This is a genomic window from Pseudomonas sp. URIL14HWK12:I6, assembly GCF_000514195.1.
GTDB classification, from domain to species: Bacteria; Pseudomonadota; Gammaproteobacteria; order Pseudomonadales; family Pseudomonadaceae; genus Aquipseudomonas; species Aquipseudomonas putida_A.
Genome location: NZ_AZVL01000006.1, coordinates 231948 through 257137, shown reverse-complemented (window position 1 = coordinate 257137; position 25190 = coordinate 231948). Strand labels below are relative to the sequence as shown.

The following is a 25190-nucleotide window of genomic DNA, read 5'->3' as shown; positions in this document are numbered from 1 at the left end:
ATAGGACGATGCATGACCGATCACGCCTTGCTTCTGGTCAACCTGGGTTCCCCGGCCTCCACCTCGGTGGCCGATGTACGCAGCTACCTCAATCAATTTCTGATGGACCCGTATGTGATCGACCTGCCGTGGCCGGTGCGGCGGCTGCTGGTGTCGCTGATCCTGATCAAGCGCCCTGAGCAATCGGCCCATGCCTACGCTTCGATCTGGTGGGAGGAGGGCTCGCCGCTGGTGGTGCTCAGCCGTCGTCTGCAGCAGCAGATGACCACCCAGTGGACCCACGGCCCGGTGGAACTGGCCATGCGTTATGGCGAGCCGTCGATTGAAACCAAATTGCTGCAACTGGTGGCTGCGGGGCACAAGCGCATCACGCTGGCACCGCTTTATCCACAGTTCGCCGACAGCACCACCACCACGGTGATCGAAGAAGCCAAGCGGGTGATTCGCGAGAACAAACTCGATGTGCAGCTTTCAGTGTTGCAACCGTTTTACGATCAGCCGGAATACATCGACGCGCTGGTCGCCAGCGCTACCCCGCATTTGCAGCAGGACTACGATCACTTGCTGCTGAGCTTCCATGGCTTGCCGGAGCGGCACCTGACCAAGCTCGATCCGACTGGCAATCACTGCTTGAAAAACGCGGATTGCTGCAAGAACGCTTCGCCGGCAGTCCTGGCCACCTGTTACCGCGCCCAGTGCATACGCACCGCCGCCGAGTTCGCCAAGCGCGCGGGCATTGCCGATGGCAAATGGTCGGTGTCGTTTCAGTCGCGTCTGGGGCGAGCCAAGTGGATCGAACCCTACACCGAAGCGCGGCTGGACGAGCTGGCGCAAAGCGGCGTGAAGAAGATTCTGGTGATGTGCCCGGCGTTTGTCGCCGATTGCATCGAGACGCTGGAAGAGATCGGTGATCGCGGCAAGGAACAGTTCCGCGAAGCGGGGGGCGAGGAGTTGGTGCTGGTGCCGTGCCTGAATGACGAGCCGCAGTGGGCGAAGGCGTTGGCGACCTTGTGTGAACGAGCGCCGCTAGCGCTTTAAAGCCAAAAGCTTCGCGAGCAAGCCCGCTCCCACATTTGATCTTCGGTGCGCTGAAGATCCCCTGTGGGAGCGGGCTTGCTCGCGAAAGCTATCTGTCAGACAACAAGCATCCAGACCCTTAGATCAGCGGCTCATCGGCCTTCTTGTTCTTCCAGCCATCATTGCCCGGCAGAATCAGGTTCAGCGCAATCGCCACCACCGCGCACAGCGCGATGCCTTTGAGGCCGAAGTCGTCCGGGCCAGTGCCGGTGCCGACCAGCACACCGCCGATACCGAACACCAGGGTCACCGACACGATCACCAGATTGCGTGCCTCACCGAGGTCGATCTTGTGACGGATCAAAGTGTTCATCCCCACTGCCGCGATCGAGCCGAACAGCAGGCAAAGAATCCCGCCCATCACCGGCACCGGAATGCTTTGCAGCAGCGCGCCGAACTTGCCGATGAACGCCAGGGTGATGGCGAAGATCGCCGCCCAGGTCATGATTTTCGGGTTGTAGTTTTTGGTCAGCATCACCGCGCCGGTCACTTCGGCGTAGGTGGTGTTCGGCGGGCCGCCAAACAGACCGGCCGCCGTGGTGGCGATGCCGTCGCCAAGCAGGGTGCGATGCAGGCCCGGTTTCTTCAGATAATCACGACCGGTCACGCTGCCCACGGCAATTACGCCGCCAATATGCTCGATGGCCGGAGCCAGGGCTACCGGAACGATGAACAGGATCGCCTGCCAGTTGAACTCCGGCGCGGTGAAGTGTGGCAGGGCGAACCATGGCGCCGCCGCAATCTTCGCGGTATCGACCACGCCGAAATAGAACGACATGGCAAAACCGACCAGCACCCCGGAAATGATCGGCACCAGACGGAAGATGCCTTTACCGAACACCGCCACGATCAACGTGGTCAGCAGCGCCGGCATCGAGATCATCATCGCGGTCTGGTAGTGGATCAGCTCGGTACCATCCCCAGCCTTGCCCATCGCCATGTTCGCGGCAATCGGCGCCATGGCCAGACCGATCGAGATGATCACCGGTCCAATCACCACCGGCGGCAGCAGCCGGTCGATGAAACCGGTGCCTTTGATCTTCACGGCCAGGCCGAGGAAGGTGTAGACGAAACCGGCCGCCATCACGCCGCCCATGGTCGCGGCGAGGCCGAACTGGCCCTTGGCGAGAATGATCGGGGTGATGAAGGCAAAGCTCGACGCGAGGAACACCGGCACCTGACGCCCGGTGACGATCTGGAACAGGATCGTCCCCAGACCCGCGGTAAACAGTGCCACGTTCGGGTCAAGACCCGTGATCAGCGGCATCAGCACCAGGGCGCCGAAAGCCACGAACAGCATCTGGGCGCCGGACAGCACCGTGCGCCAGAGCGGATCGTTGAACTCTTGCTGCATGCTCACGCGTCCTTCTGCTTGGTACCGAAGATCTTGTCACCGGCATCGCCAAGCCCTGGGATGATGTAACCGTGTTCGTTCAGACGCTCATCGATGGAAGCGGTGTAGATGGTCACGTCCGGGTGAGCCTGTTCCACAGCGGCAATGCCTTCCGGCGCGGCCACCAGCACCATTGCGCGGATGTCCTTGCAACCGGCTTTCTTCAGCAGATCGATGGTCGCGACCATGGAGCTGCCGGTGGCGAGCATCGGGTCGATGATCATCGCCAGCCGTTCGTCGATTTCCGGAACCAGTTTTTCCAGATAAGTGTGTGCTTGCAGGGTTTCTTCATTGCGGGCAACGCCCACAGCAGAAACCTTGGCACCCGGGATCAGGCTCAGCACGCCTTCGAGCATGCCGATGCCGGCGCGCAGGATCGGCACGACGGTGATCTTCTTGCCGGCGATTTTCTCCACCGACACAGTGCCGCACCAACCTGCGATATCGTAGGATTCGAGCGGCAGATCTTTTGTAGCTTCATAGGTCAACAGGGCGCCGACTTCCTGAGCAAGCTCACGGAAATTCTTGGTGCTGATATCGGCGCGGCGCATCAGGCCGAGTTTATGGCGGATCAGCGGGTGGCGGATCTCGAGGATGGGCATGGAAAAACTCCGGCGGCGGGCAAAAAAACCGGCCTAGATTAATCTATCCGAGGGTGATGTCCTATAGGACATTGAGTACGTTAGTCCATTAAGGCTTGATTCGACCTCACGGGATGCGTACCTTTGCCCGCTTTTCCGAAAACATCCCCCTGGAGAGCGCCATGTCCGCTGATCTCGAGCATATCCGTCAAATCATGCGAGAGGCTGACTGCCTGTACACCGAATCTGAAGTCGAGGCCGCCATCGCCCGCGTCGGTGCACAAATCAACGAACAACTGGCCGATAGCAACCCGGTGGTGTTCTGCGTGATGAACGGCGGCCTGATCTTCTCCGGCAAACTGCTGACTCACCTGCAATTCCCGCTGGAAGCGTCCTACCTGCACGCGACCCGTTATCGCAACGAAACCAGCGGCGGCGACCTGTTCTGGAAAGCCAAGCCGGAAGTCTCGTTCATCGACCGCGACGTGCTGATCATCGACGACATCCTCGACGAAGGTCACACCCTGGGCGCGATCATCGACTTCTGCAAACACGCCGGCGCACGCAAAGTGCACACCGCCGTGCTGATCGACAAGGATCACGACCGCAAGGCGCGTCCTGATCTGAAGGCAGACTTCGTCGGCCTGCCGTGCATTGACCGCTACATCTTCGGTTACGGCATGGACTACAAAGGCTACTGGCGCAACGCCAACGGGATCTTTGCCGTTAAAGGCATGTAAGACCCCGCGCTATCCCTTGTGGGAGCGAGCCTGCTCGCGAAAGCGGTCTGTCAGCAATGTTGATGTTGACTGATACGACGCTATCGCGAGCAGGCTCACTCCCACAGTTGTTTTGTGTGTGCTGATCCATCTGCTACACCCATGCTAGAGTGCTCGGCCCCGCCCCCGGAGCCTGTCATGAGCCTCTTGATCCGCAGCCTTGCCGCCCTGTTGCTGACCCTCAGCCTGCCTCTGGCCGCCGCCCCGGCACCGATGCACAGTCAATTCCTGCCGCCGGACGACCTGACCCTGCGCGATGCCGAACCCGAGCAGCAACAACTGCTGCAGGTCACCGATTATTCGGTGGTGGTCGGTGCGCAACGCCAGTCCAATCAGCAGCCGATTCCGGTCACTTCACCGCTGATGATTCGCCTCAAGGGTAAGTCGCTGAACAAGGGCGCAACCATCGCCCAGGTGCTGGTCAATTTCGATGGCGAAAGCAAAAGCCTGAAAAAACCGGCTTATGACGACAAGAGCAAAACCCTGACCCTGTTTTACCCGCTGGCCCAGTACCGGGTTGTGATCGATTTGCTGCGCAACGACACGGTGTATGTACAGTTCCTCAGTTACGCCAACGGCCACATCTGGGCCGATCTGCACACCGGGGCCGTTCGTGCGCGTTGAGCCTGGTGGCTGGGCAGGGGTAAACTGCCCGCCCCGTGTAATGTCTGCGAGCTGGAGTCGGCAATGCGTAAAGATAAGAAACAGGTGATTGGTGACGAGATCGGCGATGAGCAGATCAAGCTGTTCCTCGATTTTGAACCGGTCGACGCCACTTCGCCGTCGCTGCACAAACTGATCAAGGCCTACCGTGGCCTGCGCATCGACGATTTCGAGCGCTTCCTGACGTTCTTCGTGGCGGCCGGTTACGACGTGGATGGCAAGGACGCGCAGGGCCAAACGTTTGTTGATCAGATCAAGGATCAGCGTAATGCCCCGGAATACATCGAGCTGATCGACAAGGCTCGCGGTTGAGATCACCCGATATCTGTGGCGAGGGGATTTATCCCCGATGGGCTGCGTAGCGGCCCCGAAGCCTGAGTGCAAGGGTGTCAGGTAAATCGCATCAATGGTTTTGCGACTGCTGCGCAGCCGATCGGGGATAAATCCCCTCACCACAAGTGTTGGTGAGCCAGCAGTATTGGTTTTTATCCCAGCAAAAAAAACGCCCCGCACTCACCGAGTACGGGGCGTTTTTTTATGGCGCAAGATCAAGCGAAGCTTGGGGTCTCGCTGCTTTCTTCAACCAGTTCCAGGGCGATGTTGTTCTGCGTGTTGATCTTGCGATACAGCGCAGCATCGGTTTCCAGAACCTTCTCGCGGGCCGGGAAGATTTCCGCCAGTTTGGCCGCCCACTCACCCTTGGCCTTGGCCGGGAAGCATTTCTCGATCAGCTCGAGCATGATCGAAACGGTCACCGAAGCGCCTGGCGAAGCGCCGAGCAGGGCGGCGAGGGAGCCGTCCTTCGCCGCGACCAGTTCGGTACCAAATTGCAGGATGCCGCCCTTTTTCGGGTCTTTCTTGATGATCTGTACCCGTTGGCCGGCCACTTCCAGACGCCAGTCTTCGGCTTTCGCCTCCGGGTAGAAGCGGCGCAGGGATTCCAGACGCTGCTCCATCGATTGCATCACTTCGCTGACCAGGTACTTGGTCAGGTCCATGTTGTTTTTCGCCACCGCCAGCATCGGTCCGATGTTGCCGGCGCGAACCGACAGCGGCAGGTCCATGAAGGAGCCGTGCTTGAGGAACTTGGTGGTGAAACCGGCGTATGGCCCGAACAGCAGGGATTTCTTGCCGTCGACCACACGGGTGTCCAGGTGCGGCACCGACATCGGTGGCGAACCGACGGCCGCCTGGCTGTAGACCTTGGCCTGGTGGTGCTTGACCACTTCCGGGTTGTCGCAACGCAGCCACTGCCCGCTGATCGGGAAGCCGCCGAAGCCTTTGCTTTCTTCGATGCCCGAAGCCTGCAGCAGCGGCAGGGCCGCGCCACCGGCGCCGAGGAAGACGAACTTGGCGTCGACTTCACGGCTGGCGCCGCTGTTGACGTCCTTGATGCTGACGGTCCAGCCGGCGCCGTTACGCTTGAGGCCGGTGACGCGCTTGCAGTATTTGACCTGGGTGTCCGGTGCACTGGTCAGGTGCTTGAGCAACTGATTGGTCAGAGCGCCGAAGTTGACGTCGGTGCCATTCATCACGCGGGTGGCGGCCAGGACTTCATCCGGCGAGCGGCCCGGCATCATCAGCGGCATCCACTCGGCCATCTTGGCCTTGTCTTCGGTGTATTCCATGTCGGAGAAGGCGTGGTGCTTGTGCAGCACGTTGAAGCGTTCCTTGAGGAACGACACGCCTTTGTCACCCTGAACGAAGCTCAGGTGCGGTACCGGGCTGATGAAGGATTTGCACGAGCCGAAGGTGCCTTTCTTGGTCAGGTACGACCAGAACTGTTTGGACACTTCGAACTGGGTGTTGATGTGCACGGCTTTCTTGATATCGACGCTGCCGTCGGCTGCCTGCGGCGTGTAGTTCAGCTCGCACAGGCCGGCGTGGCCGGTACCGGCGTTGTTCCACGGGTTGGAACTCTCCGCAGCACCGGAATCCATCAACTCGACGACTTCCAGCTTGATCGCCGGGTCGAGCTCTTTGAGCAGTACTGCCAGGGTGGCACTCATGATGCCGGCCCCAACCAGAACTACGTCGACTGCTTCGTTATGCGCCATTTAACGCGTCTCCAAAATCTGCAGCACCAAATTGTCGGCATGGCTGCCAGGGAGTGACGGGGCAGGTCAGTTGCGCCCCGGATACCCATGGTCAGGTTCGTCATGTCCGAATCTTCGCAATTTTTCGCAACTTCGACGGATGCATGCGGCCTGGCTTCAAGAGCTCCATGAACTCATTTCAGCACGCGGCTGGCAATTCGACTTATGGTCGAGACATCCGTTTTTGTGCAACCAAATCCGTAGCGGACAGGCTTCAGGCTCCGATGTTCGAGGTATACCCGGTCCTGTGTCGTTGGGCTGTTTCAGACGCTAATGGTGCATGTTCAGACGCAAAACTTTTCATTTGCTCGCCACACTCTTGTGAAGTTGTGAAAACCCGTTTTTTTCACGCTCTTTTGAAGACGTGAACCTCAAAAAAGGGCTGTCCAGGCCTGGCACCCTGCCCGCAAGGGCAAAACAACGCGGTGGCCGAGCGTCATGACAGCTCTGCAGATTCGCGAAAAGCGGGGTTTTTGCCGGAAGAACAGGCAAGCGCGCCAACTTCACTCGATCTGTGTGGGCGGCTCTCTGTGGGCGATTTGGGTGTCGATGCATGCGCATTGACGGTGTTGCGGGGCCCGATCAGGAGACGTCCTTATAATCGGGGGGAGATTGTATCGAAGAAATGCGGGCAGTTGCTCGTGTTTAATGACTTTTATTAGGCATCCGGTCAGATGCTCAACATCGCTTGCACGCGTGCGCGGGGCTGCGACGGTATGACGCGGGCGCTGGCGGGCAGTGGCTGGTGCAACCAGTTGAGACGGATTTCTTCGATTTCCACCCAGCCATCGCCCATCGGCTGCAGGCTGCACTGCTTGAATGCCTGGCAATGACCGTTGCGATCGAGCAGGGCAAAACTGCGGTGCAGTGGGCGTGGGGCGAACAACGAGATCAGATAACGCATGGCCGAGTACCTTGTTGGAGGACTGGTTTGAAGCTTGCCTGGCGGCCGTGACGCCGAGGTGTATGGGCGGTGAACAATCTGTGACAGGAACCGCATTCTCACGGGTTTGTCAGACATTTGAGTATTCACTGTCGGGTGCTGGTGACCCGCAGTGGCCCACCGCTATACTGCCGGCCTGTTTGTGCCTGATTCTGGAGAAAAGAGCATGTTGCAACGCCTGTTGTTCGGTTTGATCACTGTGACCAGTTTGACCCTGGTTGGCTGCGCCCACAGCCCGCAACAACTGAGCCCGGAACCGAAGCTGACCACGCAGTTGGCCCCGGTCGGCCATGGCCAGCAAGTGGTGGTGCGTGTGGTTGACGGTCGTCCGTCGCCAACCCTCGGCACCCGCGGTGGCCTGTACCCGGAAACCAGCGCGATCACCGTGCAGCGCGAGCAGATCCTGCCCAAGTTGCAGGCGCAGGCTGAAGCCGCCGTACGTCTGCTCGGCTTCACCCCGACCAGCAACGGGATGAACGCGCCGCAACTGACCGTGACCCTGACCGAGCTGAAGTACCAGTCGCCGAAAGAAGGCATGTACGTGACCGAAGCCACCATCGGCGCGACCTTCCGCTCCGACGTGCAGAGCGGCAACCGTCGTTACAGCGGCCGCTACGGCGCTTCGCTGGACCAGCGTTTCGGCATGGCGCCGAACCAGGAAACCAACACCAAGCTGGTCAGCGACGTGTTGAGCGATGCCTTGACCCGTCTGTTCAAGGACCCGACCGTGGGTCAGATCCTCGCCGAGTAAGCTGTGCGGTTGATGTGAAAAAGCCCGGCGCCAGTGATGGCTCCGGGCTTTTTTGTGGCCACAAAATTTATCTGAATACTCATACAACTGTGGGAGGGGGCGTGTGTCAGGCGGCCTGGGAGTAGAAGTCGAGCACGCTGACACCCGTCAGCAAATCCGTCTCCGGCAAATCCGCATGCTGATGCCCGCCGAGGGCGCAATACACCAGCCAGTGGCGATCCTGAACATTGAAGGCGAGGCTGCCGACGAGGCTTTGTTGTTCGTCGGTCGGGGTGATGAGGTACAGGCGATCCTGGTTTTCGGCGTGCAGCATGTCGCGTTCCATGTGTGTTTCGAGGCGCGCATGGTGGCCGATGTAAATGACGATGCCGTGACACAGGACAGCCATCGGTCGATTGTCAGGTTATTTGTCGCAAAGGGTAGGGTAGTGGCGGAGGGTTTCGGTAGAATCCGCGCCGCGGTCGTCGATCTGGCGCCTGCCACACCGATTCAGTTCCGAGGTCTGTGATGTCGCTGCACTTGATGACGCTGTTTACCGCCCATCCCGCCAAATTGATCAACCTGCTGGCGTTGGCCCTGGCCTTCCCGGGCAGTTGGCTGCTGCACGCGACCCGCCGTCGTGAACAACGCGCCATGGCCAGCATCGCCGCGCAACGCCAGGCTCAACCGAATGCCGAGCCGATTCTGGATTGGGCGACGTTGCGCATGAACCGCTTTTTCTACCGCTTCGGTTTTGCCTGCCTCGGCCTGGCCCTGATCGTCTCCTGGATCAGCACGCGCTTCTGAAGCGAATGCAAAACCTTGTGGCGAGGGGACTTATCCCCGATGGCCTGCGCAGCAGGCCCATGATTATTCAGGCAGAATCCTGGGGCCGCTTCGCGACCCATCGGGGATAAATCCCCTCGCCACAGGGGCTCCGCTATGCCTGTTTACAACGGCAACCCAGCCTTCACCCGGTACTGATTGCGCACCGGCGTCGCATATTGCAGCACCAGATACGGACGGTGCTCTTCAGGGCAGGCGTCCAGTCGGCGCTGCCATTCTTCCTGCGCCTTGGCCAGTTCATCCGCCGGGAACACCTTGGCAGCCTTCGGCACGTTCAGTTGCGGATCGGCATCGGCCCACTGCGCGTACGCCAGGTAATGCACCGGGAACAGGCGATAACCGCCGAGAATCTGCTTGTCCATCTCGACCGCCAATTGCTTGGTGTCTTCGAACAGCTCGGTGATCGGCGCGGCAAAGTTCACGTGCACCCGGCCCTTATAACCGGTGATGCCCTTGGCAATGCTCACGTCATCCTCGCCCGGCGCCTTGGCGTAGGTGCCGGTGGTGGCGCGGATGTACAACTCGCGGGCCTTGGCCTGATCGCACGGGTCGTATTCGTAGCTGATCGACACCGGGGTCAGGTTCAGCGACTGGATGACCTCGCCGAACGGCTCGTCCTTGCGGCTCATGTGGAACATCTTGAGGATCGCCGACTCGGTACGGTCGTCGCCGTCCTTTGCCCGGCCTTCAGCCTGCGCGATCCAGATCGAGGCGCAATCGTTGCGGATCGAGTGGTTGATATACGCCGACAGCAATTGATACGCCGCCATCTTCTCGCGGCGCCCGGTGATCGAGCGATGCACGATAAAACTCTTGTTCAGGCGCATCAGGTCGCTGACGAAGGGTTTCTGCAGCAGGTTGTCGCCGATCGCGATGCGCGGGGTCGGCAGGCCGGCGTGGTACACCGCGTAGTTGACGAAGGCCGGGTCCATCACGATGTCGCGGTGGTTGGCGATGAACAGGTAGGCGCTGCCGGACTTGAATTGCTCGACACCGGTGTAGGTCACGCCATCAGTGGCGCGTTCGATGGTGTGGTCGACGTAGAACTCGACTTTGTCCTGCAAAGTGGCCACGGAGGTCACGTCGGCAAACTCACGACGCAGCCGATGGGCTATAAGTGGTTTGAGCATCCAGCCGAAGGCACCGGCAAAACGCGGGAAGCGGAAGTGGGTGAGGATATCTAGAAACGCCTTGTCGCCGAGCAGTCTTGCCAGTACCGCAGGTACTTCGCTGTCGTCGTAAGGTCGGATGGCATCGAATTCGCCCATCATGCTCTCTTGTTGGAAACGGCTAGGGTAAGTAAAGGTTTTGATCGAAAACCAACGGGGCACGGTCTGAAAAGGTAGCCAGACAAAAATAGCCCTGCAAATAGACCGGCGATTATACGCACAAGTCACCTGGGAGACCGCGATGCTGGAAGCCGCTGAATACGAATGTCCTTATTGTGGGGAGACGGTCGAGACGACAGTCGACTTGTCCGGCGGTGATCAAACCTATATCGAAGACTGTCAGGTGTGCTGTGCGCCAATAAAGTTCGTATTGCAGGTGCATGGCGAGGATTGGTTTCTGGAAGTCTTCAGCGAAAACGAGTGAGGGGCGCGCATGCAGCGAATCTACGAGCCGGAAAACCTGATGGAGGGCGAGATGCTCAAGGGCATGCTCGCCAGCGAGGGCATCGAGGCGCATCTGGTGGGTCGCGATCTGCTCGGTGGCACCGGTGAATTGCCGATCTTCGGCCTGCTGGGCCTGTCGGTCGAAAACGATCAGGCCGAATACGCCCGCGAACTGATCACCGCGTACAATGTCGCGCTGCCGCTGCCCGGCGATGAACCGGAGAGCTTCCCCGGAACGCTGGTCTGTTAGGCTGGCGTTCGTTTTACTTCTGAGTCGTGTTGCCCCATGTGTGGACGTTATGCCCTGTTTCGCTGGAACCGCGATTTCGCGGCCCTGCCCGGATTTCCCGCCGATCAGCAGGCGCAGTGGAACATTTCCCCCAATGATTCGGTGTTGATGCTGCGTGCCGAGGCCGACGGCCAACGCGCGTTGGCCCGCGCCCGCTGGGGTCTGACGCCGCCGTGGCTGACCGATCTGTCGAAAACACCGGCGCATGCCCGGGCCGAAACAGTGGCCGAGCAACCGATGTTCCGCGAGGCGCTGCGCCTGCGCCGCTGTCTGCTGCCGGCCAACGGTTTCTACGAATGGCGCGGCAACCTGCGCAAGCGCCCGTACTGGCTGACGCCGGGGGAGGGCTCGTCGCTGTTTTTCGCGGCGATCTGGGAGGCGTATCCGGTGCAAGAGCAGGTGTGGCTGAGCACCGCCGTCATCACGCAGCCGGCGGCCAGTCAGCGCCGACCGTTGATTCTCGATGAGGCGGGGCAGGCGGCCTGGCTCGATCCCGCGACGCCGTTGCATGTGCTGCAGGGCTTGCTCGCCAGTGAGCCGGCGGCATTGCGCGAGCGGGTGCTGGCGAATCTGGTGAATGATCCGAAGCTCAATGGGCCGGAATGCCTGACCCCGGGTTAAGTCAAAAGCCCTCACCCTAACCCTCTCCCTGAGGGAGAGGGGACTGATTGGGGGATATTGACGAAATATACCGACTTGAACGCTCAGCTTTGAATCCATAATCGACTGGTTATTTCAGGTCGATGTATGACGGGAGACAACTCGGTCAGTCCCCTCTCCCTCTGGGAGAGGGTTAGGGTGAGGGGCTTTTCGCTTTTCAGACCTTGAACTGATTGATCAGCCGCCGCTGCTGCTCCGCCAATTTAGTCAGACCCGCACTGGCCGAACTCGACTCATCCGCACCGCCCGCCACTTCATTCGCCACCTGACCGATATTGATCACGTTACGGTTGATGTCATCGGCCACTGCGCTCTGTTCTTCTGCCGCACTGGCAATCTGCGTATTCATGTCATTGATCACTGACACCGCCTGAGTAATCGTCTCCAGCGCTTCAGCCGCTTTCGCCGCGTGCTGCACGCTTTCGTCGGTGCGGTGCTGGCTGTCCTCCATGACCCGCACCACATCGCGGGTGCCCTGTTGCAGCTGCTGGATCATGCTCTGGATTTCTTCGGTGGCCTTCTGGGTTTTCTGCGCCAGATTGCGCACCTCGTCCGCCACCACCGCAAAGCCGCGCCCTTGTTCGCCGGCCCGCGCGGCTTCGATTGCTGCGTTCAGCGCCAGCAGGTTGGTCTGCTCGGCGATCCCGCGAATCGCGATGAGGATCGCGTTGATGTTTTCGCTGTCCTTGGCTAGCGTCTGCACCACCTCCACCGCTTTGCCGATTTCCACCGCCAGTACGCCAATCGAGTTCGACGTATCACGGACGATCTGCATGCCTTGGCCGGCAGCCTGATCCGCGTGGCTGGCGGCTTGCGCAGCCTGAGTGGCGTTGCGCGCCACGTCTTGCGCGGTGGCGGTCATCTCCTGCACCGCCGTGGCGACCTGATCGATCTCGGCCATCTGTTTCTGAATGCCGATGTTGGTGCGAATCGCGATGTCGGCAGTGTGCTCCGAGGAATCGCTGACGCTCTGCACCGACGTCACCACCTGCGTGATCATCGCCTGCAACTTGGCGAGGAAGGTGTTGAAACCCTTGGCAATCGAGCCCAGTTCATCACTGCGATCACTGCTCAAGCGACGGGTCAGGTCGCCTTCACCTTTGGCGATGTCATCCAGCATGGCGACCATCTGCTTCAAGGGGCGGGCGATGCCGTGACCCACCAGCCAGATCACCAGCAAACCGATGGCGGCAATGATCAGGCCGACCATGGCCATGCCGAAGGTGTCGGACTTGCGTTGCGCATCAAGGTCGGCCTGGAGTTTTTGCAGATCCGCCATCACCGCGTTCAACGGCATTTGCAGCATCAGGGTCCAGCGCGCGTCGGTCTGGCCGATGCCGAACGGCAGGTACAGCTCGATGCGGCCCTTGTCCTTGTTGACCGAGTAGGTGACTTCGCCGCGTTTGAGATTGGCCATGTTGGCGATCTGCTCGGCGTCGAGAATGTCGCTGACCTTTTCACCGAATTTGCTCGGATCCTGGGTGTAGGCGACGATCCGGCCGTTGCCGCCGATCAGGGCCATTTGCCCGGCGCCGCTGTACAACTTCTGGTTGGCGCCGAGGAGCATGTCCTGGATGAAGTTCACCGACAGGTCGGCGCCGACGATGCCCTGGAATGCGCCGTTGAGCATGATCGGTTCAATGAACGAGGCGAGCATCACGACCTTGTCGCCGACCTTGTACGGCGCCGGATCGATCACGCAGGGCTTTTTCGTTTCCTTGGAGCAGAGGTAGTACTCACTGGCACGTACCCCGGTGGACAGGGTTTTCTGATCGTCGACATCGGCCAGTTTGTCCACGCCCAGACTGCCGTCGGTATTGCGGAACCACCACGGCAGGAAGCGTCCGTTGGCGGGATCGATACCGGTCACGGCGCTGCCGACGTAGGCCGCGTCATTGTGGTCCAGGGCGTTTTTTTCCCAGCCGATGTAGGTGCCGAGAATCTTCGGGTTCTGCTCGACGTTCTCCTTGATCAGGCTGATCAGTTGCTCGCGGCTGACGCTCAGGCGCGGCTGGCCGTCGGCGCCCGGTGTGCCGAGCAGCGCGTTGACCCGCACCAGTCCGCCGGCAATCAGCAGCGGCGCTTCAAGTTCGCGCTGGATCTGGCTGACCTGGGTCTGCGCCAGCGAGGTCAGGCGTTGTTCGATGACTTGTTCGAACTGCGCCTGAGTGCGCTGCTGCACCATGTCTTGAGTGCGGGCACCGGAGAACAGCGCGTACAGCACCAGCGCGGCAACCACGCTGAGGACGATGGCGCCGGCCAGGGCGGCGACGGAAAACTGGATCGACTTGAACTTCATGGGAGCTCCGCACGCAAGAGGACGTCTGCGCTGTTGTATCGGCAGCAGGCATGGCGCCATGAGCGTTGAGCGGAACAAAGGGCGGAGGATGTCGCAAATGGATCGGTGCGCGACGCAGCGGCAGCAGACTTGCCGGTTGCTGTGAATTTTTTACGACAACAGCGGTGGGAAACTTCCGAAAGACGCTGCAACACGTCTGTTGTATCTGGCGCCGATACAATTCACCCCCTACGATACGCGGCAGGTTTTCAGGGAGCTTTTGAATGAACAAGACATTGGTTGTAAGTGCACTGAGCGCAGCGCTGTTGCTGGCCGGTTGTCAGTCGGTCAACACCACCAGCGGCGGAGCCGTCGGTGTGGAGCGCAAGCAGTACATGTTCAGCATGCTGTCCTCGCAAGAGGTCGACCAGATGTATGCCCAGTCCTATCAGAAGACCGTCGGCGAGGCGTCGAGCAAAGGCGTGCTGGACAAGACCAGCCCGGAGGCCAAGCGGGTTCAGGCGATTGCCAACCGGCTGATCGCCCAGGCACCGAACTTCCGCCCGGATGCGGCGCAGTGGCAGTGGGAAGTCAATCTGATCAAGAGCGACGAGCTCAACGCCAACTGCGGGCCTGGCGGCAAGATCATTTTCTACACCGGGCTGATCGACAGCCTGAAGCTGACCGACGATGAAATCGCGGCGGTCATGGGCCATGAAATCGCCCACGCCCTGCGCGAGCACGGTCGTGAAGCGATGTCCAAAGCCTATGGCATTGAAATGGCCAAGCAGGGTGCCGGTGCGTTGCTCGGTCTGGGGCAGGACAGCCTGGCGCTGGCCGACACCGTGGCCAATTACGGCATGACCTTGCCCAACAGCCGCGCTAACGAAAACGAAGCCGACCTGATCGGTCTGGAACTGGCCGCCCGCGCCGGGTACAACCCGAATGCGGCGATCACCTTGTGGAACAAGATGAGCAAGGCTTCGGAAGGCGCACCGCCGGAGTTCATGAGCACCCACCCGGCCTCGTCCAGCCGGATCGCCTCGCTGCAGGCAGCGATTCCGAAGGTGATGCCGTTGTACGAGAAAGCCCCGAAGTCCTGAGTCCGTCGGGGGCTTGAAGGGAACCGGCTTTATTGTGGTGAGGGGATTTATCCCCGATGGGCTGCGAAGCAGCCCCAAAACCTATGACTGCGGTGTACTGGGTGCACCGAGGTGGTCAGCTTGGGGGCGCTTCGCGCCCCATCGGGGCGGTGCGACGTTTCGCTAAATCCCCTCACCACAGGTTTTGGGTAGTTCAGTAGACGGGGGTTAAATCCAGCCACTGCTCTGCATTGCCTTGTACACCGCCACGATCGCCAGAATCAGGAACGCCGAAGCCGCCAGGCGACGGATCAAGGTCAGTGGCAATTTCTCCGCGGCAAAGTTACCCGCCAATACCACCGGCACGTTGGCAATCAACATGCCCAGGGTGGTGCCGATAATCACCAGCCACAGCTCAGGGTATTGCGCCGCCAGCATCACGGTGGCGATTTGCGTCTTGTCGCCGATTTCCGCGAGGAAAAACGCGATCAGCGTGGTCAGGAAGGGGCCGAACTTGCGTGCGGTGCTGGCTTCATCGTCGTCCATCTTGTCCGGGACCAGCGTCCACAGCGCAGTGGCGGTGAAGCTCGCGGCGAGAATCCAGTGCAGCACCGAATCGGAGAAGAAGCTGCCGAACCAGGCGCCTACCGCACCGGCTGCCGCGTGGTTGGCCAGGGTCGCAGCGACGATACCGGCAATGATCGGCCAGGGTTTGCGAAAGCGAGCGGCGAGAATCAGCGCGAGCAGTTGCGTCTTGTCGCCGATTTCGGCCAAGGCAACGATTGCGGTGGGAACGAGTAACGAGTCCAGCATCAGGATTTCCTAAGGGGCGGGTCGACACGGCTATGACACGTACAGCCTTCCCGCCCCGGGTAAGGTGTGCGTGTCATAGGTCTTGTCAAACCCTGCGATCCGTCTGGTGCGGACGCTTGGGTCGCATACGCCATGATCTGAGGATCAAGTATGTTGACGTATGCCGGACGAGCTTGGCGCTCGTGGGAGACTACTCCCCTAGGACGGAGCGGATTCTGCCTTCGCAAAACCGATAGAGCAAGAACAAATTTTCAGCCGCGCTTGGCCCGGTAAATCCGGAAACCATTGCCTTCGGCCTTGATCGCACACACGCCCAGATGCTCTTCGATCAGCGGCTGATACTTTAGGAAGCTGTTCGCGACCAGGCGTAGTTCGCCACCGTTTTTCAGATGTTTGGCCGCTTTTCGCAGCAAGTTCTCGGTGGCGAAATAATCGGTGTGCACGCCGACATGGAACGGCGGGTTGCTCAGAATCGCGTTCAAACCCATCGGTGCAGCGTCGATACCGTCACCGGTCAGCACTTCGGCGTCCAGACCGTTGGCCGCTAACGTCAGGCGACTGCTGGCGGCGGCGAAGGCATCGACGTCGAGCAAAGTCACCTGATTGTGCGGATAGCGACGTTTGACCGCCGCGCCCAAAACCCCGGCGCCACAACCGAAATCCAGCAGATGACCGCTCGGCAGTTTGTCCAGATGCTCAAGCAGCAGGGCGCTGCCGCGGTCCAGTCGACCATGGCTGAACACGCCCGGCAGGCTGATGACTTTAAGCGGGCCTTCGGCCAGCGGCAGCTCATAAGTCTGCGCCAGGCTTTCCAGCGATTTTGCTTCAGGCGCGTTGGCCACGGTGACCTGCCACAGTTGGCAGTGACGGGCGCTGTCGAGTTTGCGCGGCTTGCCGAACGGGTTGAGTTGCTTGGACGCACCCTCGATGCCGCTGCGTTTTTCCCCGACCAGAAACACCTCGCGCCCGGGCAGACGTGCGGCCACGGCATTGAGGATGTAATCGGTCAGATCCTTGGACTTGGGCAAAAACACCACGGCACTGTCGAACTCGCGCTCCGGCACGTTTACGCCGAAATGGCTGCGACCTTCGAAGCGCGCATCGAGAGCGGCCTGATCGCCGGCATGCCAGCACCAGCCGAACGCATTGGGCAGGCGCCCGAGCAGATCGTCGGCAGGCAAACCGGCCAACAACAGCGAACCCTGGAATAACTCGGCCTGACGAAGCAGTACTTCACTGCGCGGATCCATAACTGCTCCTTGGAAAAAAAGTGCCGCAGTTTATCAACTGACGACCCGCAGCGCTTTACCGCTGAAGAATGCCTGGGCGTTTTCGGTCAATTGGCCGACGATGCGTTGCCGCGCTTCGCGACTGCCCCAAGCGTTGTGCGGAGTGACGATCAGCCGCGGAATATCGGCCGCCAGCAGCGGATTGCCGTTGACCGGCGGTTCGACGCTGAGCACGTCGGTGGCGGCGCCGCCAAGGTGACCGTTGCGCAACGCGTCGGCCAAGGCTTGCTCGTCGATCAAACCACCGCGAGCGGTGTTGACCACAAAGGCGCCGGGTTTCATCGACGCCAGCTCGCGGGCGCCGATGAAGTGCCGGGTGTGTTCGTTGAGCGGACAGTGCAGGGTCAGGGCGTCGATCTGCGGCAGCAATTCGTTCAGCGGCAGACGGTCCGGGCGGGCAGGGCGGCCGGGTATCTGTCCGAGCAATACACGCATGCCAAATGCTTCGGCCAGTCGCGCGACCGCACCGCCGAGTTCGCCATGACCAAGCAGGCCGAGGGTTTTGCCCTCCAGTTCGACAATCGGGTAGTCGAGCAGGCAGAACTGTCTGGCCTGCTGCCAGCGACCTTCGCCGACGGCTTTTTGATAATCCGCGAGGCGGGTGGCGAGGTTGAGCAGCAGCATGATCGTGTGTTGCGCCACCGAAGGCGTGCCGTAACCCTGACAGTTGCACACGGTGATGCCGTGGGCGCGAGCCGCGTCCAGATCGACGTTGTTGGTACCGGTGGCGGTGATCAGGATCAGTTGCAGATCCGGGTTGGCGGCCATTGCGGCGGCGTCGATGCGGATCTTGTTGGTGATCGCCACGCTGGCCCCGTGCAGGCGTTCGGCGACTTGATCAGGCGCAGTCTGGGCGAACAGTTGCAGGTCGCTGAAGCAGGCGCGCAACGGGCTGAGGTCGAGATCGCCGAGATCCAGAGACGGGTGATCGAGGAATACGGCGCGGCGCGGGTTCGTCATCAACTGTACCTTTTGTGCTGGGAACGGAAGGCGTAATCTGCCGAGCCTACCAGATGAAACAAAACGTTACGCAGTGCCCGAGGTGCTCACAAAACCTGTGGGAGCGGGCTTGCTCGCGAAGAGGGCGTGTCAGACCCATAAAGGTTGCCTGACTCAACGCCATTCGCGAGCAAGCCCGCTCCCACAGGGGAAAAGCATTCAGGCGATGTGTTCAAGCTGATGATCACCCCCAGAGGAGCCCCCATGTACTGGACCGAGTTCTTGACCGTTGCACTGATCCACCTGTTGGCCGTGGCCAGCCCCGGCCCGGACTTTGCCGTGGTGGTGCGCGAGAGCGTGACCCATGGTCGTCGCGCCGGCACCTGGACCGCACTGGGCGTGGGCACGGCGATTTTCCTGCATGTGGGTTATTCGCTGCTCGGCATCGGCCTGATCGTGTCGCAGTCGATCGTGCTGTTCAACGCCTTGAAATGGGCCGCCGCCGCGTACCTGCTGTACATCGGCTTCAAGGCCTTGCGCGCGCAGCCAGCGAAAACCGTTACCGATGATCTGCACAAAGAGGCCGGCGTGCGCACCGCGCGCGGCGCGTTCACCTCGGGCTTCGTGACCAATGGTCTGAATCCGAAAGCCACGCTGTTCTTCCTGTCGCTGTTCACCGTGGTGATCAACCCGCACACGCCACTGGCGGTGCAGGCCGGTTACGGGGTTTACCTGGCCGTTGCGACCGCTTTCTGGTTCTGCCTGGTGGCGATGCTGTTCAGTCAGCAACGTGTACGTGCCGGTTTTGCCCGCATGGGCCACTGGTTCGACCGCACCATGGGCGCGGTGCTGATCGCTCTCGGCGTGAAAATCGCGTTTACCGAGATGCATTGATCTCAGAACCGCGACTTAAAACTGTGGGAGCGAGCCTGCTCGCGAATGCGTTGGATCAGTCGACATTACTGGTGGCTGAAAGACCGCTTTCGCGAGCAGGCTCGCTCCCACAGGGCCTTACACAAGCTCGCTGAGTTTGCTCAGATTATTCAGGTATTCCCGGGGATTGTCCCCGAGCAACCGGCGAAACATCGCGCTGAACGCCCGCGCGCTGCCGTAACCCAGATCCCGCGCCACGCGCTGCACGCTGTCCCCGGCGAGCAGGCGCGGCAGCGCTTCCATCAGGCGCAGTTGCTGGCGCCAGGCGTTGAAACTCATCTTCAGTTGTCGCTGGAACAGCCGCGCCAGAGTGCGTGAGCTGGCGCCGACCTGCTGCGCCCAGTCTTCCAGGGTGTTGGGGTGATCCGGTGTGTGCAGCAACGCCAGACAGATGTTCTGCAGGCGTCGGTCGGTGGGCATTGGAATGTGCAGCGGCAGGTTTTCCAGGCTGGCGAGCTCTTCCAGCATCAACTGCTGGATCAGCGGATTATCCGCGTGCGGCGGGCCTTGAACGGCGCGCAGGATCAACTCGCGCAACAGCGGCGTCACCGCCAGCACGCAGCACTGTTGCAGGCTGGCCGGTGACAGCTCGGGGGCAATGAACAGCGAGCGCATCTGCACATCGCCGGACATGAAAATCTCGTGCGCGACTTGCGGCGGAATCCACACTGCGCGGCTTGGCGGAATCACCCAGGCACCAAGGTCGGTCACCACGCGCATGACCCCTCGGACGGCATACAGCAACTGCGCCTCGCGGTGCAGGTGCAGCGGCTGGTGCGCGCCGTCCAGATAATCCCGGGGATAGGCACTCACCGGGCCGTGTTCGAAATGGCTGATCAACATGTCGGGTTTGATGACCTGGTTGGCAGGTATGCGCTTTTTCGCCAACTTAGCATAAAGCCGCTGACAACAATCCGCCCATAACAAACACAAGCGTGCCGCCATGAATCAATCTCGAAACGTCATTCGCTACGTCAACGCCGCCCATGTGATCGATCACATGTTCATGCTGATTTTTCCCGCCGCCGTGCTCGGCATGACCCAGGCCTTCGGCCTCGACTACGCCGCGCTGATCGGCCTTTCGCTGGGTGGGTTCATTGCCTTTGGCGCCTGTTCGTTACCGGCCGGCTGGCTGGGCGATCACTGGAGCCGGCGGCAGATGATGCTGGTGTTCTTCTTCGGCATCGGCGCTTCGGCAATCTTCACCGGGCTGAGCACCAGCCCGACGATGCTGGTGATCGGGTTGACCCTGATCGGAATTTTCGCCGCGATCTACCACCCGGTGGGCACCGCGATGCTGGTGGCCTACGCGCAGAATCGCGGGCGGGAGATCGGCATCAATGGCATGTGGGGCAACCTCGGCGTGGCGTTCTCGGCGCTGATCACCGGGTTGCTGGTGGCGCAGTTCGGCTGGCGGTCGGCCTTTGTGTTACCGGGGGTGGTGGCGATCATGCTGGGAATCGGCTTTGCCGTGCAGGTGCGTGAAGAGCCGATCCCGCAGCGTCCACACACCGCACTGAAGGGCGCTGCCGGGCAGCGGATTTCGATGCTCATGGTGTTCGGTGTGCTGGCACTGGCGACGGCCACCGGTGGCGTGGTGTTCAACGCCACCACCATGACCTACCCGAAGCTGTTTCAGGAACGTCTGCATGATTTGTTCGCCTCACCGCAAACCCTCGGCGTGGTGGTCAGCCTGGCGTATGCCTTTGGTGCAGTGGCGCAGTTGAGCATTGGCCAGGTGCTGCACCGAGTCAGCTTGAAATGGCCGTTTATTGTGTTGACGCTGTTTCAGGCGCCGCTGTTGTACGCCATGGCGTATGTCGATGGTTGGGCAGTGATCGTGCTCGGTGCGGCGTTCATGTTCGTGGTGTTCGGTCAGGTGACGGTGAACGACTCGATGGTCGCCAATTTCGTCGCGCCGCAGTGGCAATCGCGGGTTTTCGCCCTGCGTTACTGCCTGTCGTTCGGCGCCAGTGCGACAGCGATTCCGCTGATTGCCTACATCGAACCGCGCCATGGTTTTGTCGGGCTTTACTTGATTCTGGCGGGTTTCGGCGCATTGACCTTCCTTGCTGCGCTGGTTTTCCCACGGACGCCTTCAGAAGCGGCTGTAGGGCAAGCGGCCTGAACGGCGCTGAAATACCGACAAATGCTGGCGCAAAGCTAGCATTTGTACGGCTGTGCAAATCATTCCTTCGGCTGATTTGACTGGGGTATAACGGCTCTAGAGTAACGCTCTCTACGCCAACACCGTGCAGCCAGAAAAGGGATTCATATGTTGCAGACTCGCGTCATTCCCCCGGCCGATGGGGCCTACCAGTATCCATTGCTGATCAAACGGCTGCTGATGTCCGGCGCCCGTTACGAGAAAACCCGCGAGATCATCTACCGAGACCAGTTGCGCTACAGCTATCCGACCCTGATTGAGCGGGTGGCGCGGCTGGCCAACGTGTTGACGGCGGCCGGAGTGAAGGCGGGTGACACCGTGGCGGTGATGGACTGGGACAGCCATCGCTACCTCGAATGCATGTTTGCCATTCCGATGATCGGCGCGGTGATCCACACCATCAACGTGCGTCTGTCGCCGGAGCAGATCCTCTACACCATGAACCACGCCGAGGACCGCTTCGTGCTGGTCAACAGCGAGTTCGTCGGGCTGTACCAGGCCATCGCGCCGCACCTGACCACCGTCGAGAAAACCCTGCTGCTGACCGATCTGCCGGAAAAGACCGCCGAGCTGCCGAACCTGGTCGGCGAGTATGAGCAACTGCTGGCCGCTGCGAGCCCGCAGTACGACTTCCAGGACTTCGACGAGAACTCGGTCGCTACCACCTTCTACACCACCGGCACCACCGGCAACCCGAAAGGCGTGTACTTCACCCATCGGCAACTGGTGCTGCACACCATGGGCGTGTCGACGATCATGGGCGCGATCGACAGCGTGCGCCTGCTCGGCACCAACGACGTGTACATGCCGATTACCCCGATGTTCCATGTGCATGCCTGGGGCTTGCCGTACGTGGCAACCATGCTCGGGCTCAAGCAGGTTTATCCGGGGCGTTACGACCCGGAGTTCCTCGTCGAGCTGTGGCGCAAGGAGAAGGTCACGTTCTCCCACTGCGTGCCGACCATCCTGCAGATGCTGCTCAACGCCAAAGGCGCGCAGGGCACCGACTTTGGCGGCTGGAAGATCGTCATCGGTGGCAGTGCGCTGAACCGCACGCTGTATGAAACCGCCAAGGCCCGGGGCATTCAGTTGACGGCGGCGTACGGCATGTCGGAGACCGGGCCACTGGTTTCCTGTGCGCATTTGAACGACGAGTTGATGGCCGGCACCGAAGACGAACGCACCACTTACCGGATCAAGGCCGGTGTGCCGGGGCCGTTGGTGGAAGCGGCGATCGTCGACGCCGAGGGCAACTTCCTCCCCGCCGACGGCGAAACCCAGGGCGAACTGGTGCTGCGCGCGCCGTGGCTCACCGAAGGCTATTTCAACGAACCGCAGAAGGGCGCCGAGCTCTGGGCCGGTGGGTGGCTGCACACCGGCGATGTGGCAACGCTCGACAGCATGGGCGTGATCGACATCCGCGACCGCATCAAGGATGTGATCAAGACTGGCGGCGAATGGATTTCCTCGCTGGACCTCGAAGACCTGATCAGCCGTCATGTGGCGGTACGCGAAGTAGCAGTGGTGGGCATCGCCGATCCGCAATGGGGCGAGCGGCCGTTTGCACTGCTGGTGATCCGCGAAGGGCACGAGATCGGGGCGCGCGAGCTCAAGGAACACCTCAAGCCGTTCGTGGAACTGGGGCACTTGAGCAAGTGGGCGATTCCAAGCCAGATCGCCCTTGTTACGGAAATTCCCAAGACCAGTGTTGGCAAGCTCGACAAGAAGCGCATCCGCCTCGACATCACCGAATGGCAGGCCAACAACAGCACCTTCCTTTCGACACTTTGAGTGTCTGCTGGCGCGCCGAAACCGGCGCGCCAGACCCACCAAGCAAGCGCTTGGCTTGTTAAATCGAAAAATTCAGCCATCCTTGCCGTGCCGACATGTGTCGGACTGGCGAAAGGACTGTTCCAGAGTGGCCGGCAGCTGCAAATCACACTTTAGAGGGATCAAGCAGTACCCCCTGCTGGCTATAGTCCGCTCAAGGATTTTTAAGAACGGGGCACACGCACGAACAGGGGCGATGCAACTTTGGAGTGACGTCGGGTGGCTACTGGCTCCCGGTCTTCCAGGCGTTTTTAAAAGTACTCACTGCCATAACAATAATGCACATGGAGTAGCGTCGATGACATCAGTAAACCAGTTCTGGCGCCGGGCTAAACTGCCTCTGGCCGTCAGTCTTGCCTCTACGCTCGCCGGGCCCGCATTCGGCGTCAGTTTCAACGTCGGTGAAATCGAAGGTCAGTTCGACTCCTCGCTCTCCCTGGGCATGAGTATCTCGACCCAGCAGCCGAACAAGGACCTTATTGGTGTCAACAACGGCGGCAAGGGCCTGTCCCAGACCTCCGACAACGGCCACCTGAACTTCAAGAGCGGGCAAGTCTTCTCGAAGATCTTCAAGGGCATCCATGATCTGGAACTGAAATACGGCGACACCGGGGTCTTCGTCCGGGGCAAATACTGGTACGACTTCGCGCTGCAGAATCAGGACCTGGAATACAAGGACGTCAGCAACCACAACCGCGACGTCGCGGCGCGCTCTTCCGGCGGGCAGATCCTAGACGCCTTCGTTTACCACAACTACTCGATTGCCGATGAGCCAGGTTCGGTGCGTCTGGGCAAGCAGGTGGTGAACTGGGGCGAAAGTACCTTCATCGGTGGCGGCATCAACTCGATCAACCCGATCGACGTGTCCGCGTTCCGCCGTCCGGGTGCCGAGATCAAGGAAGGCCTGATCCCGGTCAACATGTTCTACGTGTCCCAGAGCATTACCGAAAACCTCTCGGCCGAAGGTTTCTACCAGATCGACTGGCAGAAGACCGTGACCGACAACTGCGGCACGTTCTTCTCGCAGCCGGACATTGTCACCACCGGTTGCGACGACAACCTGCGGGTACTGAACAAGCGTTCGACCATTCCGGGCATCGCGCTCGGGCCATTGGCCAACGCTGGTGTCGACGTCAACGAAGAGGGCGTGCTGGTGCGCCGTTCGCCCAACCGCAACGCGCGTGACAGCGGGCAGTGGGGCGTTTCCGCCAAGTACATGTTCGACCCGCTGGCCACCGAGTTCGGCGCTTACTTCATGAACTACCACAGCCGTGCGCCGATCTTCAGCGCCACCGGCGCGCCACAGTCGATCTATAACGGCGTGGCGGCATTGCCGGGGCCGTTCCAGGCGCTGGGGCCACTGGTCGTCGCAGGCAACTCGAACTACTTCATCGAATACCCTGAAGATATTCGCCTGTACGGTCTGAGCTTCTCCACCACCCTGCCTACCGGTACGGCGTGGAGCGGTGAGGTCAGCTACCGGCCGAATGCGCCGGTGCAGTTGAACTCCACCGACATTCTGTTCGCCGGCGTACGTCCGCTGGGTGGCGCGTTGACCAACGCGTCGGTCCTCAACGGCGTGCCGGGCCAGGATCTGCACGGTTACAACCGTAAAGAAATCACCCAGTTGCAAACCACCCTGACGCACTTCTTCGATCAGGTGATGGGCGCCAACCGTCTGACCCTGGTGGGTGAAGTCGGCGTGACCCACGTCGGTGGTCTGGAAAGCAAATCCGAAGCCCGTTACGGCCGCGATCCGGTGTTCGGCCCGGGCGAACTGCCTGCCACGGGAGGTCTCAACACCTGCTCGCAGATCCTCAACACCTCCACCATCAACGGTGCCGGGCCGGGGGCTTCGCGCGACAACGTTTCCAGCAACTGCAACAACGACGGTTTCACCACGGCCACTTCGTGGGGCTATCGCGCTCGTGCCATCTGGGATTACAGCGACGTGTTCGCCGGTGTGAACCTCAAGCCGAACGTGGCCTGGTCGCACGACGTGAAAGGTTACTCGCCAGGCCCTGGCGGCAACTTCGAGGAAGGTCGCAAGGCCATCAGCCTCGGTCTCGATGCCGAATACCAGAACACCTACACGGCGAGCCTGGCCTACACCAACTTCTTTGGCGGCGACTACACGACCGTGGACGATCGTGACTTCGTGGCCTTGAGCGTCGGCGTGAACTTCTAAG

25 protein-coding genes and 1 riboswitch are annotated in these 25190 nt (G+C 60.7%); of the genes, 14 read left to right on the top strand and 11 right to left on the bottom strand.

The annotated features are described in order from the left end of the window. The first annotated feature begins 12 nt into the window (after positions 1-12). A complete protein-coding gene (hemH, locus tag H043_RS0112965) occupies positions 13-1038 on the top strand; it encodes a ferrochelatase (protein WP_027612218.1) in 1026 nt (341 codons plus the stop codon). 118 nt (positions 1039-1156) lie between these two features. Here hemH and H043_RS0112960 read toward each other — a convergent pair whose 3' ends face one another. Both H043_RS0112960 and upp read right to left on the bottom strand, forming a co-directional pair. Then, entirely contained in the window at positions 1157-2431 is a 1275-nt protein-coding gene (locus H043_RS0112960; RefSeq protein ID WP_027612217.1) for a uracil-xanthine permease family protein, read from the bottom strand. Between the two features lie 2 nt (positions 2432-2433). Continuing rightward, positions 2434-3072, bottom strand: a complete 639-nt coding sequence (gene upp, locus H043_RS0112955) for a uracil phosphoribosyltransferase (RefSeq protein ID WP_003228118.1) — start codon at positions 3070-3072, stop codon at positions 2434-2436. A gap of 161 nt (positions 3073-3233) precedes the next feature. Here upp and H043_RS0112950 point away from each other — a divergent pair, with 161 nt between their 5' ends. The 3 genes from H043_RS0112950 (at position 3234) to H043_RS0112940 (ending at position 4805) form a co-directional block, all read left to right on the top strand. After that, positions 3234-3791, top strand: coding sequence for a hypoxanthine-guanine phosphoribosyltransferase (locus tag H043_RS0112950; RefSeq protein ID WP_016987197.1), 558 nt, complete (start codon positions 3234-3236; stop codon positions 3789-3791). Between the two features lie 177 nt (positions 3792-3968). Beyond that, entirely contained in the window at positions 3969-4454 is a 486-nt protein-coding gene (locus tag H043_RS0112945; RefSeq protein WP_027612216.1) for a hypothetical protein, read from the top strand. A gap of 63 nt (positions 4455-4517) precedes the next feature. Beyond that, entirely contained in the window at positions 4518-4805 is a 288-nt protein-coding gene (locus H043_RS0112940; RefSeq protein WP_027612215.1) for a PA4642 family protein, read from the top strand. A gap of 236 nt (positions 4806-5041) precedes the next feature. On the opposite strand, the gene mqo is transcribed toward H043_RS0112940, so the two are convergent. Both mqo and H043_RS0112930 read right to left on the bottom strand, forming a co-directional pair. Further along, positions 5042-6550 (bottom strand): malate dehydrogenase (quinone), encoded by a 1509-nt coding sequence (mqo, locus tag H043_RS0112935; RefSeq protein WP_027612214.1) that lies wholly within the window; start codon positions 6548-6550, stop codon positions 5042-5044. Positions 6551-7259: 709 nt separating this feature from the next. Continuing rightward, the gene (locus tag H043_RS0112930) at positions 7260-7493 is read right to left on the bottom strand and encodes a hypothetical protein (RefSeq protein ID WP_003228102.1); all 234 of its coding nucleotides are present in this window, start codon (positions 7491-7493) and stop codon (positions 7260-7262) included. Positions 7494-7698: 205 nt separating this feature from the next. On the opposite strand from H043_RS0112930, the gene H043_RS0112925 reads away from it, so the two are divergent. Further along, entirely contained in the window at positions 7699-8283 is a 585-nt protein-coding gene (locus tag H043_RS0112925) for a YajG family lipoprotein (protein ID WP_003228101.1), read from the top strand. Between the two features lie 106 nt (positions 8284-8389). Here the strand turns inward: H043_RS0112925 and H043_RS0112920 are convergent, their stop codons facing one another. After that, positions 8390-8596 (bottom strand): hypothetical protein, encoded by a 207-nt coding sequence (locus tag H043_RS0112920; RefSeq protein ID WP_027612213.1) that lies wholly within the window; start codon positions 8594-8596, stop codon positions 8390-8392. Between the two features lie 194 nt (positions 8597-8790). Here H043_RS0112920 and H043_RS0112910 point away from each other — a divergent pair, with 194 nt between their 5' ends. Then, a complete protein-coding gene (locus H043_RS0112910; RefSeq protein ID WP_007967709.1) occupies positions 8791-9069 on the top strand; it encodes a hypothetical protein in 279 nt (92 codons plus the stop codon). Between the two features lie 143 nt (positions 9070-9212). On the opposite strand, the gene H043_RS0112905 is transcribed toward H043_RS0112910, so the two are convergent. Further along, positions 9213-10376: a 1-acyl-sn-glycerol-3-phosphate acyltransferase gene (locus tag H043_RS0112905; protein WP_027612212.1), complete on the bottom strand. Its 1164-nt coding sequence runs from the start codon at positions 10374-10376 to the stop codon at positions 9213-9215. A gap of 142 nt (positions 10377-10518) precedes the next feature. On the opposite strand from H043_RS0112905, the gene H043_RS0112900 reads away from it, so the two are divergent. Genes H043_RS0112900 through H043_RS0112890 form a run of 3 tightly spaced genes read left to right on the top strand, consistent with a single transcriptional unit; the run spans position 10519 to position 11631 of the window. Next, on the top strand, positions 10519-10701 hold the full coding sequence (locus H043_RS0112900; RefSeq protein ID WP_027612211.1) for a CPXCG motif-containing cysteine-rich protein: 183 nt from the start codon (positions 10519-10521) through the stop codon (positions 10699-10701). 9 nt (positions 10702-10710) lie between these two features. Then, the gene (locus tag H043_RS0112895) at positions 10711-10971 is read left to right on the top strand and encodes a DUF2007 domain-containing protein (protein WP_027612210.1); all 261 of its coding nucleotides are present in this window, start codon (positions 10711-10713) and stop codon (positions 10969-10971) included. 36 nt (positions 10972-11007) lie between these two features. Next, positions 11008-11631 carry an SOS response-associated peptidase gene (locus H043_RS0112890; RefSeq protein ID WP_027612209.1) on the top strand — a complete coding sequence of 208 codons (624 nt, stop codon included), beginning with the start codon at positions 11008-11010 and terminating at the stop codon, positions 11629-11631. Between the two features lie 196 nt (positions 11632-11827). On the opposite strand, the gene H043_RS0112885 is transcribed toward H043_RS0112890, so the two are convergent. After that, positions 11828-13969, bottom strand: coding sequence for a methyl-accepting chemotaxis protein (locus H043_RS0112885; protein ID WP_027612208.1), 2142 nt, complete (start codon positions 13967-13969; stop codon positions 11828-11830). A 263-nt stretch (positions 13970-14232) separates the two neighbouring features. Between H043_RS0112885 and H043_RS0112880 the strand changes: the two genes are divergently transcribed. Further along, a complete protein-coding gene (locus tag H043_RS0112880; protein ID WP_027612207.1) occupies positions 14233-15051 on the top strand; it encodes a M48 family metallopeptidase in 819 nt (272 codons plus the stop codon). 207 nt (positions 15052-15258) lie between these two features. On the opposite strand, the gene H043_RS0112875 is transcribed toward H043_RS0112880, so the two are convergent. The 3 genes from H043_RS0112875 to H043_RS0112865 all read right to left on the bottom strand — a co-directional run bounded on the left by H043_RS0112875 (position 15259) and on the right by H043_RS0112865 (position 18092). Further along, positions 15259-15843 (bottom strand): TMEM165/GDT1 family protein, encoded by a 585-nt coding sequence (locus H043_RS0112875; RefSeq protein WP_027612206.1) that lies wholly within the window; start codon positions 15841-15843, stop codon positions 15259-15261. A gap of 88 nt (positions 15844-15931) precedes the next feature. After that, positions 15932-16054, bottom strand: a riboswitch (yybP-ykoY riboswitch). A 40-nt stretch (positions 16055-16094) separates the two neighbouring features. Continuing rightward, positions 16095-17093 carry a class I SAM-dependent methyltransferase gene (locus H043_RS0112870; RefSeq protein WP_027612205.1) on the bottom strand — a complete coding sequence of 333 codons (999 nt, stop codon included), beginning with the start codon at positions 17091-17093 and terminating at the stop codon, positions 16095-16097. A 33-nt stretch (positions 17094-17126) separates the two neighbouring features. Then, entirely contained in the window at positions 17127-18092 is a 966-nt protein-coding gene (locus H043_RS0112865) for a 2-hydroxyacid dehydrogenase (protein ID WP_027612204.1), read from the bottom strand. 243 nt (positions 18093-18335) lie between these two features. Here H043_RS0112865 and H043_RS0112860 point away from each other — a divergent pair, with 243 nt between their 5' ends. Next, the gene (locus H043_RS0112860; RefSeq protein ID WP_027612203.1) at positions 18336-18965 is read left to right on the top strand and encodes a LysE family translocator; all 630 of its coding nucleotides are present in this window, start codon (positions 18336-18338) and stop codon (positions 18963-18965) included. A 117-nt stretch (positions 18966-19082) separates the two neighbouring features. Here the strand turns inward: H043_RS0112860 and H043_RS0112855 are convergent, their stop codons facing one another. Beyond that, positions 19083-19847, bottom strand: a complete 765-nt coding sequence (locus H043_RS0112855) for a helix-turn-helix domain-containing protein (protein ID WP_027612202.1) — start codon at positions 19845-19847, stop codon at positions 19083-19085. Positions 19848-19947: 100 nt separating this feature from the next. Between H043_RS0112855 and H043_RS0112850 the strand changes: the two genes are divergently transcribed. The 3 genes from H043_RS0112850 to H043_RS0112840 all read left to right on the top strand — a co-directional run bounded on the left by H043_RS0112850 (position 19948) and on the right by H043_RS0112840 (position 25189). Beyond that, positions 19948-21132, top strand: a complete 1185-nt coding sequence (locus H043_RS0112850; protein WP_027612201.1) for an MFS transporter — start codon at positions 19948-19950, stop codon at positions 21130-21132. A 147-nt stretch (positions 21133-21279) separates the two neighbouring features. After that, positions 21280-22962 (top strand): fatty acid--CoA ligase, encoded by a 1683-nt coding sequence (locus H043_RS0112845; RefSeq protein WP_027612200.1) that lies wholly within the window; start codon positions 21280-21282, stop codon positions 22960-22962. A gap of 337 nt (positions 22963-23299) precedes the next feature. Continuing rightward, positions 23300-25189, top strand: coding sequence for a DUF1302 domain-containing protein (locus H043_RS0112840; protein ID WP_027612199.1), 1890 nt, complete (start codon positions 23300-23302; stop codon positions 25187-25189). Position 25190 lies beyond the last annotated feature (1 nt).